19 protein-coding genes are annotated in these 20620 nt (G+C 71.1%); 8 read left to right on the plus strand and 11 right to left on the minus strand.

Going from position 1 to position 20620, the window contains the following annotated elements; translation table 11 throughout:
* Positions 1 to 69 precede the first annotated feature (69 nt).
* Positions 70 to 1521, plus strand: a complete 1452-nt coding sequence (locus ACN28F_RS07615; protein ID WP_289211065.1) for a glycoside hydrolase family 3 N-terminal domain-containing protein — start codon at positions 70 to 72, stop codon at positions 1519 to 1521.
* Positions 1522 to 1634: 113 nt separating this feature from the next.
* Here the strand turns inward: ACN28F_RS07615 and ahcY are convergent, their stop codons facing one another.
* Complete coding sequence (gene ahcY / locus ACN28F_RS07620) at positions 1635 to 3104, minus strand: adenosylhomocysteinase (protein ID WP_289207348.1); 1470 nt, start codon at positions 3102 to 3104, stop codon at positions 1635 to 1637.
* A gap of 116 nt (positions 3105 to 3220) precedes the next feature.
* Positions 3221 to 3934: an NADPH-dependent F420 reductase gene (locus ACN28F_RS07625; RefSeq protein WP_421361304.1), complete on the minus strand. Its 714-nt coding sequence runs from the start codon at positions 3932 to 3934 to the stop codon at positions 3221 to 3223.
* Between the two features lie 41 nt (positions 3935 to 3975).
* Between ACN28F_RS07625 and ACN28F_RS07630 the strand changes: the two genes are divergently transcribed.
* Genes ACN28F_RS07630 through ACN28F_RS07640 form a run of 3 tightly spaced genes read left to right on the plus strand, consistent with a single transcriptional unit; the run spans position 3976 to position 5815 of the window.
* On the plus strand, positions 3976 to 4314 hold the full coding sequence (locus tag ACN28F_RS07630) for a PadR family transcriptional regulator (RefSeq protein ID WP_421357325.1): 339 nt from the start codon (positions 3976 to 3978) through the stop codon (positions 4312 to 4314).
* Positions 4311 to 5135 carry an ATP-binding cassette domain-containing protein gene (locus ACN28F_RS07635; protein ID WP_421357326.1) on the plus strand — a complete coding sequence of 275 codons (825 nt, stop codon included), beginning with the start codon at positions 4311 to 4313 and terminating at the stop codon, positions 5133 to 5135. Before ACN28F_RS07630 ends, ACN28F_RS07635 begins: the two co-directional genes overlap by 4 nt.
* Positions 5132 to 5815, plus strand: a complete 684-nt coding sequence (locus ACN28F_RS07640) for an ABC transporter permease (RefSeq protein WP_421357327.1) — start codon at positions 5132 to 5134, stop codon at positions 5813 to 5815. Before ACN28F_RS07635 ends, ACN28F_RS07640 begins: the two co-directional genes overlap by 4 nt.
* Positions 5816 to 5880: 65 nt before the next feature.
* Here the strand turns inward: ACN28F_RS07640 and ACN28F_RS07645 are convergent, their stop codons facing one another.
* On the minus strand, positions 5881 to 7188 hold the full coding sequence (locus ACN28F_RS07645; protein ID WP_289207353.1) for an NAD(P)/FAD-dependent oxidoreductase: 1308 nt from the start codon (positions 7186 to 7188) through the stop codon (positions 5881 to 5883).
* A 175-nt stretch (positions 7189 to 7363) separates the two neighbouring features.
* On the minus strand, positions 7364 to 7780 hold the full coding sequence (locus ACN28F_RS07650; protein WP_289207354.1) for a CBS domain-containing protein: 417 nt from the start codon (positions 7778 to 7780) through the stop codon (positions 7364 to 7366).
* 249 nt (positions 7781 to 8029) lie between these two features.
* On the opposite strand from ACN28F_RS07650, the gene ACN28F_RS07655 reads away from it, so the two are divergent.
* Positions 8030 to 9157 carry a PP2C family protein-serine/threonine phosphatase gene (locus ACN28F_RS07655; protein WP_289207355.1) on the plus strand — a complete coding sequence of 376 codons (1128 nt, stop codon included), beginning with the start codon at positions 8030 to 8032 and terminating at the stop codon, positions 9155 to 9157.
* 10 nt (positions 9158 to 9167) lie between these two features.
* Here the strand turns inward: ACN28F_RS07655 and ACN28F_RS07660 are convergent, their stop codons facing one another.
* The 3 genes from ACN28F_RS07660 to ACN28F_RS07670 form a co-directional block, all read right to left on the minus strand.
* Positions 9168 to 10193, minus strand: a complete 1026-nt coding sequence (locus tag ACN28F_RS07660; protein WP_289207356.1) for an aspartate-semialdehyde dehydrogenase — start codon at positions 10191 to 10193, stop codon at positions 9168 to 9170.
* A 110-nt stretch (positions 10194 to 10303) separates the two neighbouring features.
* On the minus strand, positions 10304 to 10927 hold the full coding sequence (locus ACN28F_RS07665) for a GNAT family N-acetyltransferase (protein WP_421357328.1): 624 nt from the start codon (positions 10925 to 10927) through the stop codon (positions 10304 to 10306).
* Between the two features lie 167 nt (positions 10928 to 11094).
* On the minus strand, positions 11095 to 11403 hold the full coding sequence (locus ACN28F_RS07670; RefSeq protein WP_289207358.1) for a TraR/DksA family transcriptional regulator: 309 nt from the start codon (positions 11401 to 11403) through the stop codon (positions 11095 to 11097).
* 390 nt (positions 11404 to 11793) lie between these two features.
* Here ACN28F_RS07670 and ACN28F_RS07675 point away from each other — a divergent pair, with 390 nt between their 5' ends.
* The 3 genes from ACN28F_RS07675 to ACN28F_RS07685 all read left to right on the plus strand — a co-directional run bounded on the left by ACN28F_RS07675 (position 11794) and on the right by ACN28F_RS07685 (position 16046).
* Positions 11794 to 12207, plus strand: coding sequence for a PadR family transcriptional regulator (locus tag ACN28F_RS07675; protein ID WP_289207359.1), 414 nt, complete (start codon positions 11794 to 11796; stop codon positions 12205 to 12207).
* Positions 12191 to 13384 (plus strand): hypothetical protein, encoded by a 1194-nt coding sequence (locus ACN28F_RS07680; RefSeq protein WP_421357329.1) that lies wholly within the window; start codon positions 12191 to 12193, stop codon positions 13382 to 13384. The genes ACN28F_RS07675 and ACN28F_RS07680 overlap by 17 nt, the downstream gene beginning before the upstream one ends.
* A gap of 70 nt (positions 13385 to 13454) precedes the next feature.
* Positions 13455 to 16046, plus strand: a complete 2592-nt coding sequence (locus tag ACN28F_RS07685; RefSeq protein ID WP_421357330.1) for an ATP-binding protein — start codon at positions 13455 to 13457, stop codon at positions 16044 to 16046.
* 14 nt (positions 16047 to 16060) lie between these two features.
* Here ACN28F_RS07685 and ACN28F_RS07690 read toward each other — a convergent pair whose 3' ends face one another.
* The 4 genes from ACN28F_RS07690 to ACN28F_RS07705 form a co-directional block, all read right to left on the minus strand.
* Entirely contained in the window at positions 16061 to 17407 is a 1347-nt protein-coding gene (locus ACN28F_RS07690) for a M16 family metallopeptidase (RefSeq protein WP_289207362.1), read from the minus strand.
* The gene (locus tag ACN28F_RS07695; RefSeq protein WP_289207363.1) at positions 17404 to 18696 is read right to left on the minus strand and encodes a M16 family metallopeptidase; all 1293 of its coding nucleotides are present in this window, start codon (positions 18694 to 18696) and stop codon (positions 17404 to 17406) included. The genes ACN28F_RS07690 and ACN28F_RS07695 overlap by 4 nt, the downstream gene beginning before the upstream one ends.
* Before the next feature lie 57 nt (positions 18697 to 18753).
* Positions 18754 to 18981, minus strand: coding sequence for a hypothetical protein (locus tag ACN28F_RS07700; protein WP_421357331.1), 228 nt, complete (start codon positions 18979 to 18981; stop codon positions 18754 to 18756).
* A 180-nt stretch (positions 18982 to 19161) separates the two neighbouring features.
* The gene (locus tag ACN28F_RS07705; RefSeq protein ID WP_421357332.1) at positions 19162 to 20316 is read right to left on the minus strand and encodes an alkaline phosphatase PhoX; all 1155 of its coding nucleotides are present in this window, start codon (positions 20314 to 20316) and stop codon (positions 19162 to 19164) included.
* Positions 20317 to 20620 lie beyond the last annotated feature (304 nt).

Raw genomic sequence — 20620 nt, forward strand, 5'->3', positions numbered from 1 at the left:
CGACACTCGGACCGCGCGGACCTCACGGAGGGGGACACGATGTCGAACGACCCAGGGGCGCGCGGACCGGTGGCGGCCGATCCCGGACTACGCCGCCTGGCGCTGCGCACCCTGCTCGCCGCCTTCGACGGCACCACTGTTCCACAGTGGGCGGTGGAGCTGGTCGGCGACGGACTCGCCGGGCACACGCTCTTCGGTGGCAATGTCACCGACCCCGACCAGGTCCGGATCGGCACCGCCGCACTGCGGGCCGCCCGCGCCGACGTCCTCGTCGCCATCGACGAGGAGGGCGGCGACGTCACCCGGCTGGCCCACGCGACCGGCAGCCCCTACCCCGGCAACGCCGCCCTGGGTGCGGTCGACGACCCGGCGCTGACCCGGCAGGTGTACCGGGCGATCGGCGACGAACTCGCCGGCTGCGGAGTCAACCTCAACCTCGCGCCGACCGTCGACGTCAACACCGCCGACGACAACCCGATCATCGGCACCCGGTCCTTCGGCGCCGACCCGACGCTGGTCGCCACGCACGCGGCCGCCGCCGTCGCCGGGCTCGCCGACGCCGGCATCGCCGGCTGCGCCAAGCACTTCCCCGGGCACGGGGCCACGGTCACCGACTCGCATCTCGAACTGCCCACTGTCGACGTACCGATGGCGGTGCTGCGGGCCCGGGACCTGCCGCCGTTCGCGGCGGTGATCGCCGCCGGCGTCGCCGCGATCATGACCGCGCACATCCGGGTCCCCGTGCTGACCGGCCAGGCACCGGCCACCTTCAGCCGCGCCGCCCTGACCGGCCTGCTCCGCGAGGAGTACGGGTACCAGGGGGTGATCGTCACCGACGCCCTGGAGATGCGCGGCGCCACCTCGGCCACCGGCGGCATCGTGCCCGCGGCGGTCGCCGCCCTGACCGCCGGTGCCGACCTGCTCTGCGTCGGTGCCCGCGTCGACCGGCAGCTGGTCGAACGGATCGCCGCCGGCATCGCCGCCGCCGTCACCGACGGTGTCCTGCCGGTGGCGCGGGTGGAGCAGGCCGCAGCCCGGGTCGCCGCGCTCGCCAGCGCCGTGCGGCCGGCGCCCTCCGACGCCGGTGCGGCCACCGATCTGGGGTACGCCGCCGCCCGGCGGGCCGTGAAGGTCGAAGGGGTGCTCGATGGGCTGGCGTCGGCGCTGGTGGTGCAGCTCACCGCCGGCTCGACGATCGCCGAGGGTCGGGTGCCCTGGGGGCTCGGCCCGCACCTCGACGGCACGACGCAACTGCGGGTGGTCGCGACCGGAACGACCGCCGACGAGGTCGCGGTGATTGCCGGATGCCGGCCGGTGGTGCTGGTCGGCCGGCATCTGCACCGGGTCCCCGGCGCGCCGGAGCTGATCGAGGCGCTCGCCGCCCGCTGCCCGGTCTCGGTGGTGGAGATGGGCTGGCCGTCGGCCTGGCGGCCGGCCGGTGTGCGGGCCTTCGTCACCACGTACGGCGCGAGCCACGCCAACGGCCGGGCCGCCGCCGAAGCCCTCGGACTGGCCGCCTGAGCCGCTGCTCCCGCTCTCCCCCGTGTTCGACGATCTTGCGCTTATCGACGGACAAATCGGAAAAATGTTCTCGATAAGCGCAAGATCGTCGGAGGAAGAGGCGGGATGGTGGGTCAGTAGCGGTAGTGCTCCGGCTTGTAGGGGCCGGCCACGTCGACGCCGATGTAGTCGGCCTGGGCCTTGCTGAGCACCGTCAGCTTGGCGCCGAACGCGTCCAGGTGCAGCCGGGCCACCTTCTCGTCCAGGTGCTTCGGCAGTACGTAGACCTTCTTCTCGTACTCGCCAACCTTGGTGAACAGTTCGATCTGGGCGATCACCTGGTTGGAGAAGGAGGTCGACATCACGAAGCTCGGGTGACCGGTGGCGTTGCCCAGGTTGAGCAGCCGCCCCTCGGAGAGCACGATCACCGCGTGGCCGTCCGGGAACCGCCAGACGTCGACCTGCGGCTTGATGTTGACCTTCTCGATCCCCGGTACCTTGGCCAGCCCGGCCATGTCGATCTCGTTGTCGAAGTGGCCGACGTTGCCGACGATCGCGTTGTGCTTCATCTTCGCCATGTGCTCGGCCAGGATGATGTCCTTGTTGCCGGTCGTGGTGATGAAGATGTCGCCCCGCTCGACGACGTCGTCCAGGGTGACCACGTCGAGGCCGTCCATCGCCGCCTGCAGCGCGCAGATCGGGTCGATCTCGGTCACCACGACCCTGGCCCCCTGGCCGCGCAGCGACTCCACCGCGCCCTTGCCGACGTCGCCGTAGCCGCAGATCACCGCGAGCTTGCCGGCGATCATCACGTCGGTGGCCCGGTTGATCCCGTCGACCAGCGAGTGCCGGATGCCGTACTTGTTGTCGAACTTGCTCTTGGTCACCGAGTCGTTGACGTTGATCGCCGGGAAGAGCAGGTTGCCCTCACGGGCCAGCTCGTAGAGGCGGTTGACACCGGTGGTCGTCTCCTCGGAGACCCCGATGATCGGCTCGGCCATCTCGGTGTACTTGGTCGGGTTCGTCGCCAGCGAACGCCGCAGCGTGTCCAGGATGATGCCGTACTCGTGCGAGTCGGTCGGTGCCGTCGACGGCACCGCCCCGGCGGCCTCGAACTGCTTGCCCAGGTGGATGAGCAGGGTCACGTCACCGCCGTCGTCGACGATCGAGTCCGGCCCGCTGCCGTCCGGCCAGGTGAGCATCTGCTCGGTGCACCACCAGTACTCCTCGAGCGTCTCGCCCTTCCACGCGTACACCGCGACACCCTGCGGGTCGTCGATGGTGCCGTTCGGGCCGACGACGACCGCCGCGGCGGCGTGGTCCTGGGTGGAGAAGATGTTGCAGGAGACCCAGCGCACGTCGGCGCCGAGGGCGGTCAGGGTCTCGATCAGTACGGCGGTCTGCACGGTCATGTGCAGCGAACCGGCGATCTTCTTGCCCTTGAACGGCTGCTGGGCGGCGTACTCGCGGCGCAGCGCCATCAGGCCGGGCATTTCGTGCTCGGCGAGCTCGATCTCCTTGCGACCGAACGTCGCCAGGGACAGGTCGGCGACCTTGAAGTCGCTGACCTGTCCGGCGCTGTCGGCGGTCAGAGTGACGGTCACTACAGCTCCTCGGGTTTCAACGGATGCGTCCGTCCTGCCGGGTACGGCGCGCACGACACCCGTCCACCATACGGCCAGCCGATGGTGTTTCCGACCCGAGGCGGTCGAGGAGGGGCTCAGTCGCGGGCGATCGCGAAGCCGACCGTCGGGCCGGCCCCGCCGCCGTACGCCAGCTGGATGAGCAGCGCGGCGACCGGCTCCAGATAGCGGGCACTGGTCAGCGGGCCGGCGTCGACGGCGTCGAACCCCAGCTGGGTGCCGAGCTCCTGGACCGTCTTCTTCGCCACCAGGTCGTCGCCGGCCACCGGGACGGACTGCCGTACGCCGCCGAGCACCGGCCGGGCGTGGTTGGGGGCGAGCACCGTGTTGAATGCCTTCACCACGTTGGCCTCCGGGATCATCGCCGCGACCTGCTCGGCGGCGGAGGTGTCGTGCCCGATCCGCAGTGACATGTGATCCGGTCCGAGCGGATTCGTCACGTCGATCACCGTGGTCCCGGTGAGCGCGTCGGCGACCGGGCCGGTCAGGGTGTCGGCGATCCCGGCGTACGGCACCGCCAGCACCACCAGTTCGGCGGCGGCGGCCTGGGCCGGATCGCCGGCGGTCACCCCGGTACCCGTCGTGGCGTCGGCCAGCCGGGGTGAATCCGGGCTGGACGCGGAGATCGTCACCTGGTGGCCCACCTCGGTCAGTCGGCGGGCCAGCGCGGATCCGACGTTGCCAGCCCCGATGATGCCGATGTCCATCAGTCTCTCCCTCCGGCGGTTGCCTTGTCGGTGAGGTACCCCGTGGGTCGGGGCGAAAACGGCGGGCCGGGGCGATCCACGAATAGGTTGTGGTGCTACCTAGATGGCGCTGCTATCTTCACCCGGTGGACCAGGACCGGCGCGGCCAGTGGCTACGGGGTGTGCTGGAGCTGTGTGTGCTGGCCGCGCTGCGCCAGCGGGAGTCGTACGGCTACGAGCTGGCCCAGTCGCTGCAGGCCGCCGGGATCGGCCCGATCAAGGGCGGCACCCTCTACCCCGTCCTGCTGCGGCTGCAGCGCACCGGGCTGGTGAGCGCCCAGTGGCGCGAGGGCACCAGCGGACCGGCCCGCAAGTACTACCGGCTCACCCCGGCCGGCGCGCAGACCCTGCGCCACGTCGCTGCCGACTGGCGGGCCTTCGCCACCGGCGTCGACACGATCCTGCAGGAGGTGACCGACTCGTGAACCACCAGTCCTGGCTGGCCGCCCTCACCGGCGAACTGCACCGGCACGGCGTCGACCGCGAACTGGCCGGGCACGTCGTCGCTGAGGCGGCGGCGCACCTGTACGACAGCGGCGAAGCCCCGCTGGCGGTCTTCGGCACCCCGGCCGACTACGCCGGCGCCGTGGTCCGCAGCGTCGGCGGCCCGGCACACATGCCACGCCGCACCGGCCCCGGCCCGGTCCGGCTCGACGTCCGCGACGTCAGCAAGCGGTACCGCCGGCAGCAGGTCCTCGACCGGGTCCGGCTGACCGTGCGCGCCGGCGAGGTCGCCGCCGTGGTCGGCGCCAACGGCAGTGGCAAGAGCACCCTGCTGCGCATCTGCGCCGGCCTGGTCAGCCCGGACAGCGGGTCGGTGCACGTCCACGGCACGGTCGGCTACTGCCCGCAGGACGGTGGCACCGCCGACTTCCTGTACCCCGACGAGCATTTCGCGCTGGTCGGCGCCGGTCGCGGCCTCGACCGCGCCCGGTCCCGCGCCCAGGGCCGGACGCAGGCGGCGGTCCTCGACTGGGACGCCTCCGCCGCCGTCGCGGCCCGACAGTTGTCCGGCGGCACCCGGCAGAAGCTCAACCTGGTGCTGGCCGGGCTCGGCGATCCCGACCTGCTCCTGCTGGACGAGCCGTACCAGGGCTTCGACCGGGGCACCTACCTGGACTTCTGGCACCAGGTGTGGCGCTGGCGCGACGACGGCAGGGCGGTGGTGGTCGTCACCCACCTGCTGAACCAGCTCGACCGGGTCGACCTGGTGCTCGACCTCAGCCACCGGGAGGCGACGCGATGACCAGAGTGCTGACCGTGGCCGAGATGACGCTGCGGGAGACGGCGCGGCGGCGCGGCGTACTGGTGATCCTGCTGCTCTTCCCGCTCTGTTTCTACCTGGCCCGGCGCGGCGACCACGCCGGACAGTCGATCCGGTTCGTCTGTCTCGGGCTGGGCTGGGCGCTGAGCACGGCCGCGCTGTTCGCCGGCAACGCGAACCGTGGTCTGGAGACCCGGCTGCGGTTGACCGGCTACCGGCCGGTGCACCTGTGGTCGGGCCGGATGGCCGCGCTGTGGGTGGTCGGCGTGCTGCTGTCGGTGCCGTACTTCCTGCTGGTGCTGATCGACCAGCCGCAGGTCCGACACGGTGCGATCGCCCTGATCATGCTGATCATGGTGCTGGTCGCGGTGCCGTTCGGGCTGGCCGTCAGCGCGGTGCTGCCCCGCGAACTGGAGGGCACGCTGGTCCTGCTGACCATCGTGGGCCTGCAGATGGTGATGGACCCGTCCAGCCCCGCCGCCCGGGCCCTGCCGTTCTGGTTCAGCCGGGAGATCGCGACCTACGCGATCGACCACACCGACAGCGGATACCTCGACCGGGGTCTGCTGCACGGCGTGGTCGTCGCCATGGTCCTGGTCGCGCTGGTCGCGCTCGCCACCGGCGTACGGCTGCGCCGCCGCCCCCACCTGCGCTTCGGCTGAACCGACCGTCCTTACCGGGGCGACGCCGCGCGGGGCGAGCGGCCGACGTCGCGCGCGGGGGGCGGTCAGCGGCCGACCGGGTGGACCAGCTCCGGAGAGGCGGTGTCCAGCGGCACCGCCGACGGCGGCACCAGACCCAGCTGCACCCCCTGGCGCGACAGCAGCGACTCCAGCATCCAGTCGGCCGCCACCCGCACCCGGTTGCCCGGGATCGACGCCAGGTGGTAGCCCCGGGTCACCACCTTGGCCAACGGGCCGGAGATCGGCACGTGCAGCGGGTTCGCCGCCGCCTGGGCACCACCGAGGTCGACCACGAAGCCGAGGTCCTTGTGCCGGTACGGGCGGAACGACCCGTGTCCGTACGAGGCGGCCACGTTCTGCGCGGCCAGCCGACCCTGCCGTACGGCGTGCTGTGCGGTCATCGGGGTGACCTCGCCCGGTGCGCTCGGGTCCGGTACGGCGGCCGCGTCACCGCAGGCGTACACCTCCGGATGCCGTGGTACGGCGAGGAACTCGTCGACCACCAGCCGCCCCTTGACCGTGTCCAGCCCGAGCGCGTCCACCACCGGGTCCGGCCGTACCCCGACACACCAGATCAGTGACCGGGTCGGAATGAACTCGCCGTCGGACAGATGCACCCCGTCGCCGGTCGCCTCCCGCACCGAGGTGCCGAACCGGGTCTCGACGCCCCGGCTGTCGAGCACCCGCTGGGCGGTGACCGACATCCGTTGGTCGAGTTCCGGCAGCACCCGGTCGGCGAGGTCGAGCAGCAGCCAGCGCACCTGCTGTCCGGCGAGCCGCGGATGGCGACGCACCAGCAGGTCGGTCGCGGTCACGCAGTGCGCGGCGACCTCCGTACCGGTGTAGCCGGCCCCGACCACGACGAAGGTACACCGGGCGGCCCGCTCGGCCGGGTCGTCGGACAGGTCGGCCAGCTCGATCTGCCGGGTCAGGTGGTCGCGCAGGTAGAGCGCCTCGGGCAGGGTACGGAACCCCTTCGCGTGCTCGTTGGCCCCGGGGATCGGCAGCAGCTTGTTGACGCTGCCGACGGAGACGATCAGCCGGTCGTAGCGCAGATCGGCCCGACGGCCGTCCCCGTCGAGGTAGCAGATCCGCCGGCCCGGCAGGTCGATGTCGTCGACCTCGCCGAGCACGACCCGGACCCCGGGCAGGGTGTCCGGCAGCGACACGGTCACCCGACGCGGTTCCAGCACCCCGGCGGCGACCTCGGGCAGCAGCGGTACGTACAGGAAGTAGTCGGTGGGGTTGACCAGGACGATCTCCGCCGCGCCACGGGCCAGCCGGGACAGGGTGCGGGCCGCCTGGTAGCCGGCGAATCCGGCGCCCACGATGACGATTCGCGGTCGACTCATCTGCTGAACTCCGATCGGTTGCGAGGCCTGCGGTGCCCCGGGCGTCGACGGCGGGTGCCGTGGAACGTCCGGAAGAGGGTGTCCCTGCCGTCTACCGGACCCGGGCGCCGGGGAGACCGGGCAGACGTGCGAGGACACCCACCAGAGGGTTCCGGCACCACTCGTCGATGAGCGGTCAGTTGTTGGGCTCGTCGGTGCTGATGTCGGCGAGCACCGAGTCCGGTTCCCACTCGACGGCGAGGTCACCCATGGAGACCACACCCACCAGGCGGCCGTCGTCGACGACCGGCAGTCGCCGTACCGAGTAGGTCCGCATCAGTTCGGCGGCGGCGACCGCGTCGTCGTACGGTGAGACCACCACGACGTCCTCGGTGATGATCTGGTCGAGCGGGGTGCTCGCCGGGTCCATTTCGGACGCTACTGCCCGGACGGTGATGTCCCGGTCGGTCACGATCCCCTGGATCTCACTACCGTTGGTGACGATGATGTCGCCGATGTCCGCGTCACGCATCTGTCGCGCCGCCGCGGTCAGCATGTCGCTGGCGTCCATGGTGAACGGCCGGGCTGTCATGAACTCTCCGACGGTCGTCATCATGTGCTCCTCTCGGTGTCGGCGCCATGCTCGGGGTACCCGCAGTGGTAGCGGGAAAACCCCGGCCCGCCCGGCCGGACGCAGGCGGGCAGCGGGGCGGGTAGCGGGGCGGGTGCGTGCGCGGGACCGGCCGGGTGCGGGCTGATCGGCTAGGCTCGCAGGCAGGTACGGCTGCCGGCACCTGGGGTGCCCGGCACGGGCAGGCCGAGTAGGGAGCAGGACGTGTGGGCACGCCGGAGCAGCTGGCGCATGCCCTATTTGTCAGCTTTGCGGCGCCCGCCGTTGGCCGACCGGTCACTCTGGCAACGCACCGAGCGCTGGCGCGGCATGCCGGCGGCGCTGGCCCTGATCGCCGTGATCACCGTGATCGACGTGGTCACCCAGACCTCGGCGGTCGTCCTCGGGTTCCTCTCCCTCGCCCCACTGCTCGCCGCCGCCGTGGAGAAGACCCGCCGTACTGCCCTGGTCACGGTCGTCGCCTGCCTGGTCGCGCTGATCGCCGGGCTGCCCAGCGGCATGTTCGGCAGTCTGGACCACCTGTTGCGCAGCAGCGTCGTCTTCGCCGTCGGCATCGTGTCGATCTACGTGGCCCGGTCCCGCAACCTGCGGGAGGCCCGACTGCGCCGGATGACCGAGATCGCCGAGGTCGCGCAACGCGCGGTACTGCGTTCCCCACCGCCGGTGCTCGACGACGTCGCGCTGGTCGCCCGGTACCTGTCGGCCTCCGAGGCGGCCAATGTCGGCGGTGACCTGTACGCCACCGTCGCCAGCCCGTACGGCGTCCGCCTGATCATCGGCGACGCCTGCGGCAAAGGGCTGCAGGCGGTCCAGATGGCGGCGACCGTGATGGGGGCGTTCCGCCAGTCCGCCTTCGTCCAGCCGGAGCTGACCGCCGTCGCCGCCGACCTGGATCAGGCGGTGCACCGGGACGCGGTCAGCACCGGGCAGCCGGCCCAGTTCGTCACCGCCGCACTGGTGCAACTGCACGGCGACACCGTCACCGTGATCAACTGCGGCCACCCGGCTCCGGCGCTGCGGACCGCCGAGGGCACGCTGGAGATTCTCGAACCGGCGGACCGGCACCCACCGTTGGGGCTGCGCCGCGACGCGCCCGACCCCGCACCGGTGATCCGCGTCTGGCATCCCGGCGACCGGCTGCTGCTCTACACCGACGGGCTGATCGAGGCGCGCAACGGCGGCGGCGAGTTCCTCTCCTCCACCCGGGTCACCGCCTGCCTGGACCTGCCCGACCGTTCCGAGGCGTTGGACCGGATCGTCGCTGAGCTGCAACGGCATGCCGGCGGTCAGATCAGCGACGACGCCGCCCTGCTGCTCGTCGAGCGGCAGGGCGGCGCGGGGTCGCACCAGCAGCGATGACGCGGCTGGCTCAGGCGGTGCCGGCGATGAGCAGTTCGGCGATCTGCACCGCGTTGAGCGCCGCGCCCTTGCGCAGATTGTCGTTGGAACAGAACAGCGCCAGGCCGTGCTCGACGGTCTCGTCGACCCGGATCCGGCCCACGTAGGTCGGGTCCTGCCCGGCGGCCAGCAGCGGCGTCGGCACGTCGGCCAGCGCCACGCCGGGCGCACCGGTGAGCAGCTCGACCGCCCGGCGCGGGCTGATCGGCCGGGCGAACCGGGCGTTGATCTGCAACGAGTGACCGGTGAAGACCGGCACCCGGACGCAGGTGCCGGAGACCTTCAACTGCGGGATGCCGAGGATCTTGCGACTCTCGTTGCGCAGCTTCTGCTCCTCGTCGGTCTCGGCGGAGCCGTCGTCGACCAGCGCGCCGGCCAGCGGCAGCACGTTGAAGGCGATCGGCGCGGCGAACGACCGGGGTGCCGGGAACTCCACGGCGGCACCGTCGAACGCCAGCCCGGCCGCGCCCTCGGCGACCTTGCGGACCTGCTCGTCCAGCTCGGCGACGCCGGCCAGGCCGGCACCGGAGACCGCCTGGTACGTGGACACGACCAGGCTGACCAGGTCGGCCTCGACGTGCAGCGGCCGCAGCACCGGCATCGCGGCCATCGTGGTGCAGTTCGGGTTGGCGATGATGCCCTTCGGCCGGTCGGCCGCCGCCTGCGGGTTGACCTCGGCGACCACCAGCGGTACGTCCGGATCCATCCGCCAGGCCGACGAGTTGTCGACCACCACCGCGCCGGCCTCGGCTACCCGGGGCGCCAGCTCCTTCGACGTACCCTTGCCGGCCGAGAAGAGCGCGATGTCCAGCCCGCGGTAGTCGGCGCTGGCCGCGTCCTCGACGACCACCTCGCCGCCACGCCACGGCAGCGTCCGCCCGGCCGACCGCGCCGAGGCGAACAGCCGCAGCTCGTCGACGGGCACCTGCCGCTGCTCCAGCACCTGTCGCATGACGCCACCGACCTGTCCGGTGGCACCGACGATCCCGATCCTCATGTCGCAACCCCGATCCTCATGTCGCGAAGGTTACCGACGGGCCGGGGTGCGACGGAACCGAGTTGGTCCCACATCACCTCCGGCCCATCGGTGACCACCGATCGGACGGGTCAGCCGTAGCGGCGGGTGAGCTGCGGTTGACGCCACATCGGCCACAGCAGCGGACCGCCGTCGGGCAGGTGGAACGGCGCCGCCGCAGTGACCCGGTAGCCGAGCCGGGCGTACAGGTCACGGGCACCTCGGGTGCTCGCCACCACGTAGGCGGCGCTGCCGGCGGTGTCGAAGATCGCGTGCCGGTGGGTCAGCAACGCCGTACCGAGGCCGTAGCCCTGCCGGTCCGGCGCGACCCCGAGGTACGCCAGGTAGTGGTGCTCCCCCACCGGGTGCCGCTCGGCAAGCGCGTTGTCCAGCAGCCGGAACCGGTAGGCGTACTCACCGCAGGTGTCGTCGAGCAGCTGCTCGTACTCGACCGGGTTGGGCAGGATCAGGCTGCACGGGCGCCAGACTGCGACCGCCTGGTAGTCCTCGGTCAGGTAGATGCTGCCCTGCCGCAGTCCGTAGTCGATCAACGCTGGGCAGAACCGCTGGAACACCTGCCGACGTGCGACGGGATCCGGGATCAGCCAGGTGGCCTCGGGGGTGTCCAGGAATGCCTCCACCAGTGTCTTGGCCACTCGCGGGGTGTCGGTGTAGGTCGCGTAACGGATCATCACCGACGTGTGGAGCTGGGGCATCAGCGCTCGCCTCTCTGCGGCACATTTGCGGACACCCGGGTACAACGGACGACACACCGTCAGGGGTTCGAATGTATTTGTCCGCCTACTTTCGGCGAGGCGGTAGCCGTTACGTCACCGTCCGACCGGATGCCAGGTCGGACGGCGACGTTCTCCTCGGCGGCGACTCAGCTGGTGCAGGGTACGCAGTACCGGGCGTGCGGCAGGATCTCCAACCGCTCCCGGGGGATGTCGCCACCGCACCTGTCGCAGCGACCGTAGCGGCCGTCGGCGATCCGGCCCAGCGCCTCCACGGCCTGGTCGTAGCCGCGCCGGGCGGCCACGATCAATGCGGCGCGGGTGTGCGCCTCCTGCGGGTCGCCGGTGTCGGCGGTGAGTTCGGTCAACTGGGCCCGGTGCAGGTCCAGTTGATCAGCCAATTGCACTCGTGCCTGCTCGATCCATTCACTGTTCCTGCCCTGCAGTTCGGTGCTCATGATGTGCTCCTCGAAAAGAAAAAGGGCCGAAGCTGATGCGCTTCGCCCCTGGCGGCCGTTCGGGTGGATGGAATCCGGCCGCCGGGGGACCCCGGTCGGCGGGATTCGGCCGCCCCGGCCGCCCCTCGGCGGTTGCCACGGCGGTCGATCCGGCGGCGCGCACGCCGATGGGAGCCGTGACAGTCACGGCTCCGTCGCGCTGCGCAGACCCAGCCATCCGGCAACCATAGGCCGGCCCTACCGGAAAGCCAACCCGGTTACCCGTCACCAGACTTGACGGGGCAATTCGCCCAGAACTCCGCAGTTGCGCGACCCCACTAGTCTGAGATACAACTAGTTGACAAGCGATCTACAGCCGGATGTGGACTAGTCAGGGAAGGGAAGTGCATGATGGGCGGCGCGACCGATCCGGCGGCGAACTGGATCCGGGCCGGACTCGGGCTGGCGATCATGGCGGCCCTCACCGAGGGCGACCGGCACGGCTACGCACTGGCACAGCGGCTGGCCGAGTTCGGGCTCGGCCCGATCCGGGGCGGCGCACTGTATCCGGTGCTCAACCGACTGGAGGCCGAGGAGGCGGTGCGCTCCGACTGGCTGCCGGGCGAGGGCGGCCCGGGGCGGAAGGTCTACGCGATCACCGAGGCCGGCCGACGACGACTGGCGGACGAACGGACCCGGTGGGGCGAGTTCACCGACGCGTTCGACCGGCTGCTCACGGCGACCGGCGACGGCGACGGCGACGACCAGCGGCACCTGAAGCAGGACAGTGAACTGGGGAGGATTTCCGATGACGAAGACCACTGAACCGTTCGAGCGGTGGGAGATACCTGCCCGGCTGGCGCTGAGCGACCAGGGCGTCGGGCACCACCTGGCGAACCCGATCATCGCCGACGTGCAGGCGCACTGCGCGTACACCGGGCAGAGCCCGTACGACGCGTTCGGCTCCCCTGAGGAGCTCGCCATGGTCGCGGCGGCCGAGCAGCCGGCGCACCTGCGTGAGAATCCGGACCGGCACGGCCTGACCGCAGCCGACTACCTCTCCGGCGGTCTGCTGAGCCTGGGGCTGATCGGGCTCGGCGGATCGCTGTTCTACGCCGTGCTGGAACAGACGCTCACTTTCCCGGCCAACCCGGCGGCGTTGACCGGGACGGCCTTCGTCGGCCTGGCGGTGTTCGTCGTCCGTGGCGTACCGGGCGCGCTGCGCGCCGTCGGCCGGCCACGGCTGGCGACCGCGTCGTTCGCCCTCGTCGTGCTGCTGGCCGGGCTCGCCGTCACGGCGTTCTTCACGCTGCCCCGTGAGCCGGCGCTCCCGGTTCCGGTTCTCGCGGTCGCCGCCGCGTCGCTGCTGGTGCTGCTGTGGCAGCTACGTGGGCCGGGCAAGCCGAAACAGCCGATCGAGCACACCCCACCCACCCCACGCACGGCGGAACACGACACCGACGAGGCGGACGCCGACGCCTGGTTCCGCCGGCTGACCGGCCTGCTGGTCGGCCGCTACGACCTCACCCCGCAGCGGGCCGGCGAGCTCGCCCGGCAGGCCCGCAACCACCTTGTCACGGCTGGGGGCACCGCCCCGGACAGCGAGTTCGGTCCGGTCGAGGAGTACGCCCGGGAGATCGCCGAGTACGAACCGCAGCGACGCGTACCGTTCTGGCGGACCGCGCCGGCCGGCCTGATCGGCAGCCTCGCCGGGCTCAGCCTCTCGGTCAGCGCGTTGCTGTCCTGGACCGCCGAGGGCCACTACTGGGCGGCGTACGGGGTCGCCCTGCCGGTCGGCCCTCGGCTCGGTCTGGTACGCCGGTGTCCACCTGCTCCGCACGCTGCGCCTGCTGCGCTGAAGCTGACCACCACGTGGACGCGACGATGGCCGGTACCGTTGCGCACCGGCCATCGTTCACCGACGGGCAAGGCTGGGCATCGACGCTCGCCTTTGTCGACACTCTTTTACCCATCAGCCGTGGCGCACCGCCGATACACTTGATGACAGAGGGCGCCACAAATCGGAATAATAAGCCACCAACAGGACCTCGGAATGATTTCGGGAGTCCCGCATGGACAGCACACCACCTCAGCGGCGACGGACTCGCCTGGCCAGGGCGGCGATGGTTTCCGCCATCCCGCTCACCAGCGCGGCTGTCGGAATAACGACAAACCTCGTCACCGCCGCCTGGAATTGGGCTCTGGCTGGCGCGCTGCTCGCCTTCGTCATCGGCAGCATCATCGCGACCGTACTGGTCGACTGGGGGGAGGCCGGACCGGACACATCACGTCGGGAGCAATCCGACCGGCAGCAGCACACCCGGCCTGTCACGACAGAACAACCGCCGACCACCGTAGCCGGCGTCAATACTCTTCCCCGCGACCTCGGCGTCTTCACGGGTCGACACGAGGAGGTGCGACTCCTCGTCGAGGCCGCCACCAGCCGAGCCGAATCCGCCCTTGCGATCCATGCGGTCGACGGGATGGGCGGCGTCGGCAAGACCACCCTCGCCGTGCACGTCGCACATCTACTCGCCACCGAATATCCGGATGCGCAACTGTACGTGAATCTACGCGGCTATCTCAGCGACCAGGCTCCGATGCGACCCGGCGAAGCACTCGAGGTGCTCCTTGTCGCACTCGGCCTACCATTGGATCGGATCCCACCCAGCCCAGATGCCAGATCCGCGTTGTGGCGAGCCCAGATCTCACGTCGACGCGCCGTGGTCGTCATCGACAACGCATCGGACGCGGAGCAGGTCCGTCCGCTGCTGCCCGGCTCCGGCGGATGCCTGGTGATCATCACCAGTCGTCGGCGACTCACCCTGCCGGACGTACGCCCACTGTCGTTGGCCGCGATGCCGGCCCGGGAAGCAGCCACGCTGTTCATCTCGACTGTCGGGGCGATTCGCACGGCGGACCAGTTGCCGATGGTAGACGCCGTGGTGAGCCGATGCGGGCATCTCCCGTTGGCCATCGAGGTCGCAGCGGCGTGGCTGGCACATCGTCCATCGAAGAAGATCGACGACCTGCTCGCCGCGTTGGACACACCGCTCGACGCCGTGACCGCCACCCTGGAGCTGTCGGTCCGCAGCCTGCCGACAGCCGCCAGACAGGTGTTCCTGCATCTCGGGCAGCACCCGGGACCGATCATCACGGGTGCGGTGGCCGCCGCCCTCACCGGCCTCGACGTCACTTCCGCCAGCCGAGCGATCGACGTCCTGTACGAACACAACCTGCTACAGGAGATCTCCCGCAGCCGTTACCAGTTCCACGACCTCGTACGTGAGTTCGCCCGGCAAGCTGCCGTCGAACTGGACAGTAGCGGCGTGGAGCGCCTGCTCCGCAGCTATCTCGAAGCGGCGGCAGCAGCCGACAGGCTGCTCGGCCCGGGCGTACCGGGCACCCCGGAGCCCGCCGACGAGGAGTGGACAAAGCCACCCACCGACACCGCCGCTCGCGCGTGGTTCGAGGCGGAGCTGCCCAACCTGCTGGCCTGCGCGCGTCACGCCATCGAGCATCGCGTCGTTCCGCACGCGTGGATGCTGCCGTCGGTGATGTCCCGATATTTCCGAGAGCGCGGCTACGCCCTTCAAGCGAGGCCGTTGCTGATCGGCGCGCTGCGGATCGCGACCACCGCCGGCGATCCTCTGGCGCAGGCCAACTGCCACCTCGGACTCGGCACGCTTGATCAGATCGCCGGCAACCACACCGCCGCCCGGAGCCACTTCAACGAGGCGAACGCCCACTACGAGCAGGTCGACAGCGCGCTCGGCAGCGCAAACGCATCGATGGAGCTGGGCGTGCTCGACCAGATTTCCGGCGACTACGCCGCCGCTCAGCGCAGATTCGAGAAGGCAATGCAGGGCTACCAACAGCTCGGCAACGTACTGGGTCAAGCCTATGCGCATGCAGAACTTGCCGCAGTGGCGAAGCTGCTGAACGCATACGCGGAGGCTAGGAGACACGTCAACTCGGCACTGACGTACTACGACCAGGCCGGAAGCCAGGCCGGGCAGGCCGAGGCGTACTCGAGCCTGGGCGGGATCGATCGACTGACCGGCGACTGGGATGCCGCACGGGTGCACCTCAGTCGAGCGCTGCACCTGCACACCGCTCTGGGCCACGGCCGGGGACAGGCCTATGCGCAGGTCCAGCTCGGCGCGTTGCACAGGGCGACAGGAGAGCACACCGCGGCACGCAAACTGCTCTACGACGCGCTGACCAGCTACCACGATGCCGGCGACCGGATGGGGATGGCGTTCGCCTACAGCCAGCTCGGCATGCTCGACCGTGTGATCGGCGAGCATCCGGCCGCGCGCGGTCACTTCGAACAGGCGTTGAGCTTGTACCGTGGTGTCGGTAGCCTCGCCGGCGAAGCCAACACCCTGACCAGCCTGGGCATTCTCGAACGGTTGATGGGCGACTACACCGCCGCGTTGAGCAACCTCGATCGCGCACTCGCCCTCTACACCACGTTGCACGACCGTGCCGGGCAAGCTGACGCGCACACCGAACTCGCCGCCACCTACCGGGAGAGCGGGGACGCCGCATCGGCCCACGCCGAGCTCTCCCTCGCCCTGCCGCTGTGGATCGCGGTCGACAACACCGCCGCCGCAGACCGGGCAAGGACCGCTCTGGCAGCGTTACAGGAATCAACCTGACGGTGTCACCGTCATCAAGCGGATTCGTCGAGCAGCTCCCCCAGGCCGGAGGCGGCCAGCTCGTCGCGGATCTGCGCCGCGTCGCCCTCCACCACCAGGGTCAGCCCCTGGGCGTGCAGGTGGGTCGCGGCGGCGGCGGAGACCTGCTCGACGGTCGCCGACAGCAGCTGTTCCCGCAGCGTCGCGTGATAGTCGTCCGGCAGCCCGTGCACCACCAGGGTCGCCAGGGCACTGGCGATCGCCCCCGGGGTCTGCAACTCGACGGAGAGCTGCCCGGCCCGCCAGGACCGGGCCACCGCCAGCTCCTCCTCGGTCACCCCGTCGGCCTGGGTCCGGGAGACCTCGCCGACCGCGTCGACCAGGGCCGGCGCGGTCACCCCGGTCTGCACACTGGAGCTGACCGAGAACCGGCCGAACCGGCGGGACATGCCGAAGTCCGACCGGATGCCGTACGTGTAGCCGCGCACCTCACGGATCAGGTGGTTCAGCCGCGACGTGAACGCACCACCGAGGACGGTGCTGGCCAGGCTCATCGGCACGTAGTCCGGATGGGCGCGGTGCGGAGCCGGGTGCCCGAGCCGCAGGGTGGACTGCACCGCCCCGGGCCGGTCCACCAGGATGATCCGCCGGCTGTCGCGCAGCACGACCGGCAGCGCCGGCTCGACCTGCGGCGACGCGCCGCTGGCACCGCCGAAGGCTGTCGCACCCAGTGCGTCCAGGTCGATCAGGTCCAGGTCACCGGCGACGAGCAGGGTGCCGGGCCGGGTGAACCAGGCACGGTGGAAGTCGACCACGTCGGCCACGGTCACCGCGGCCACCGAAGCAGGGTCGCCGCCCATCGGCCGGCCGTGCCGCTGGTCGGCACCGAACAGGTCGGCACGCAACGCGGCGTCGGCCCGGGGGCCGGGGTTGGCCCAGTACATCCGCAGCGCGGTGGCCTCGTCGTCGCGGACCCGCTCGACGTCGGCCGGGTCCAACGCCGGGGTGCGGACCGCTTCGGCGAGCAGCTCGACGGCAGCGCCCAGCCGGTCGGCGGGCACCTGCACACCGACCCGGAACGCGTCCCAGTCGGCGGAGTAGAACAACTCGGTGCCGAGCCCTTCCAGGGCCAGCGCGTACGCCCCGGAGTCCCGCCTCGCGGTGCCCTCCTCCAGGGCCTTGCCGAGCACCCCGGCGAGACCTTCCCGGCCGGCCGGCTCCCGGCCGGCGCCGGCGTCGAGCAGCAGAATCGCCACCGCGAGCCGGTGGCCGGGCAGGTGCGCGGCCACGACCTCGCCGCCGCCGACCGCGCGGCGGGCCACCTCCGGGAAGCGGTACGGCCGGGCGGCGCCCGGTTCGGGACGCTGCGCGATGATGGTCACTTGTCGCCCTCCGGCAGGTAGCTGAGCTGAACCCGGTGCTGCGGCCGCAGCAGCCGCGCGGCTTCGTCGTTGACCGCCTCGGCGCTGACCGACAGCCAGCCGGGCAGCCGCTCACCGGCGCGGGCCGGGTCGCCGAACTGGGTGGCGTAGCGGCCGAGGATGTCGGCCCGACCTTCGCAGGTGGCGACCTGCCGCCACCAGGCGGTCGCCAGCAGCGCCTTGGCCCGGTCCACCTCCGCGTCGGTGACACCGTCGCGGGCCACCTCGTCGAGCACCTCGATCAGCCCGTCGGCGAGCCGTTCGGCGCTCACCTGCGGCTGGGCGGTCGCGGTGATGATCAGTGGGGCGGGGGCGTGGGCGAGGTCGACCCCGTACGCACCGAGGTAGTCCGGCTGGGCGATCCGCGCGCCGTCGGCGAGCCGCTGGTAGAGCCGGCTGCCCCGGCCGCTGCCCAGCACGGTGCTCAGCACCGTGGTCACGTCGTAGGCGGGGGTGCCGAACGGATGGGTGCGGTAGGCGACGTACTGCCGGATGCCGGGCACCTCGGCGGTGACGGTCTCGACGACCGGGCCGGTCAGCGGTGCCGGGGCCCGCCCGTCGGGTGCCGGTGGGATGTCGTCGCGGGCGGGAATGCCGCCGAAGTACTTGTCGGCGAGGCTGAACACCTCGTCGGCGTCGGTGTCACCCACGACGGTCAGCACCGCGTTGTTCGGGGCGTAGTACATCTCGTGGAACGCCTGGAAGGTGGCCAGGTCGGCGGCGTTCAGGTCGTCCATGGAGCCGATCGTGGCGTGATGGTACGGGTGCCCCGGCGGGTAGAGCAGCGGCAGCAGCCGCAGCCAGGCGTCGCCGTACGGCACGTTGTCGTAGCGCTGCCGCCGCTCGTTCTTGACCACCTCGCGCTGGTTGTCCAGGGTCTCCTGGGTCAGCGCCGGCACCAGCCCGCCCATCCGGTCCGCTTCCAGCCACAGGGCGAGCGCCAGGTGTTCGGCCGGTACGGTCTCGAAGTAGTTGGTCCGGTCGGGATTGGTGGTCGCGTTGAGCGAGCCACCGGCACCCTGCACCAGTTTCATGTGTTCGGTCTTGGCGACGTTGACCGAGCCCTCGAACATCAGATGCTCGAACAGGTGGGCGAAACCGGTCCGGCCAGCCGGCTCGTGGCGGGAGCCGACGTCGTACCAGAGATTGACCGCGACCACCGGCACGCTGGAGTCGGTGCTCACCACGACCCGGAGGCCGTTGTCCAGCCGGGTGGTCTCGATCGGCCAGGGGTACCCGTTCGGCGACATGTGCCCGACGTTAGCCGATCCGGACGCTGGGCGAGCGCACCGGCCCGCCCGGCCCGGTCAGCCCGGCGGTTCCTCGCGCCGGTCGGAGTCGCGCAGGATCGCGGCGGCCTGACCGACGGGGTCGTCGCTGCCGGCGGACTCCTCCTCCGGGAGCAGGTGTCCGGCGCGGGACTCGATCCGGTCCGACTCGATCCGGTCCGACTCGGGCGGGGGCGCTGTGACGTCGGTGCCGTCCGTGGCGGGCGGTGGTGGGCCGGTGAACGTGTCTTCGGTGTCGGTGCTCATGGCCCTCGCAGTTACCCCGTCGGCCCACCGGTCATGCCTGTACCCGGTGGGCCGGTGGGCCGGTGGGCCGGCGTCCTGGTGGACGGGTACCACACCAGCGCGTTATTCCTCTGAGGAATATCGTCCGGGCCGATGCCCCGATGAGGTCCCATCACGCACAGTGACATCACCGGGCGGGTGTCATCGGCGGAACGGGCCCCGCACCTCGTAGGTGATGCCACCGGAGGACAGCCCCGAGGTGCCGCGCTGCGACGAGAAGTACAGCCGGGTGCCGTCCGGGGAGAACGCCGGCCCGCAGATCTCCGACGCCGACTGCCCACTGATCCGCGCGAACGGCGCGACCCGGCCGTCCGGCGTGATCAGGCAGATCTCCATGTTGCCGCCGTCCTCGGCCACGTACAGGTCGCCGCCGGGCGTACCCGTTATGTTGTCGACGCCGGTCAGCGGCGCCGTGCCGGTCACCAGCGAGTCGTCGTATGCCAGGTCGATCCGCTGGGCGACGGCGTCGTACGCCCAGACCCGGTTGTCGCCCTTGGTCGTGAACCAGCAGGTGCCGTCGGCGTAGTGGCAGCCCTCGCCACCGTTGAACCGCTTCGCGCCGGCGACCTGGTTGCGGGTGGCCGTCGGTGCGCCGTCCGGGTCGGGCACCCGCGACCAGCTCACCGGGCCGCTGGTGGCGGTGCCGGCGACGAGCACCTCCAGGGTGCCGGCGGACAGGTCGCCCCAGGTGTCCGGCCGGAACCGGTAGAAGCAACCGTTGGACTCGTCCTCGGTGAGGTAGACCACCCGACGGTCCGGGTCGACGGCGGCGGCCTCGTGGTTGAACCGGCCCATCGCGTCGTGCCGCACGGCGGCGGTGCCGCCCAGCGGGTACGTCTCGTAGACGTACCCGCGGCTGACCTCCTCGCAGGACAGCCAGGTCCCCCAGGGGGTCGCGCCACCGGCGCAGTTGCGGTTGGTGCCGGCCAGGATCCGGTACGCCGAGACGACGTCGCCGTCGGAGTCGAACCGGATCGCCGAGGCACCGCCGGTGCGGGAGATCTCCGAGTTGGAGACGTACACCCAGCCGGAGCCGGCGGGGAAGCAGGCGCCACCGTCCGGGGCGTCGTGCCAGACGTACGAGGTGGCGCCGACCCGCTGTCGGGAGCGGGCCACGACCCGGCTGCTGAAGCCGCCGGGAAGCGCGATGCCGTTGGCGTCCGGGCTGCCCAGGGCGCCGTACGGGCTGACCCCGGGCTGCGCGGGGGCGGCGAACGCCCCGGTCCACAGGCTGCCGGAGAACGCGGCGGCGCCGGCGCCGACCACGGCGGTACGCAGTACCGTACGACGATCCATCTCGACCTCCATCGACGTGGGTGACAATCGACGAAGGTAGGCTGCGACGGTGGCCGCAGACATCGACGAAGGTTAACGGCGAACGAGGTCCGATCGAAGTCCGGTGGTGTCGTCCGGCACGAAATCCGGTACAGTGTGCGTCGTGGTGCACACGTATCGATGGTTTAGGCAGCCGGCCCTGATGCCGGTGACGCGGCCTTGACCTGACGTCACCCCACCAGAGCCGGCCAAGGGCAGAGGGCATCGGGCCCCTGCCCTTTTGCATGCCAACGAACAGCCGGCTCGGGCTGGGGGCGCCGGCTCC

The sequence above is a fragment of the Solwaraspora sp. WMMA2101 genome (genome assembly GCF_049179175.1).
GTDB lineage: Bacteria > Actinomycetota > Actinomycetes > Mycobacteriales > Micromonosporaceae > Micromonospora_E.